We start from the raw sequence: 276 nt of genomic DNA, 5'->3' as shown, positions 1-276 counted from the left end.
CTGGTCATCACGCTGCTGCTGCTGACCTTCATGGGCGACGCGCTGCGCAATGCGCTCGACACGCGCGCACGCGGCTCGGCATTCGGCGGAGGCAAATGATGAGCGCACCGTTGCTGGATATTCAGGACTTTTCGGTGCGCTTCGGCGACAAGCTCGCCGTGCGCGATCTGAGCCTGTCGATCGCGCGCGGCGAACGCGTCGCGCTGGTCGGCGAATCGGGCTCGGGCAAGAGCGTGACCGCGCTGTCGATCCTCGGCCTCGTCGCGCAGGCAGAAC

The 276-nt window shown here is 67.0% G+C and carries 1 protein-coding gene; it reads left to right on the top strand.

The features are described 5' to 3' along the window. Positions 1–98 precede the first annotated feature (98 nt). A partial coding sequence (locus SB751_RS30055; protein ID WP_410749029.1) for an ATP-binding cassette domain-containing protein occupies positions 99–276 on the top strand: 178 nt, incomplete at its 3' end.

Source organism: Cupriavidus sp. SIMBA_020 (genome assembly GCF_046535395.1).
In the GTDB taxonomy this organism is placed as follows: domain Bacteria; phylum Pseudomonadota; class Gammaproteobacteria; order Burkholderiales; family Burkholderiaceae; genus Cupriavidus; species Cupriavidus campinensis.
This window is presented reverse-complemented; position numbering and strand designations above follow the sequence as displayed.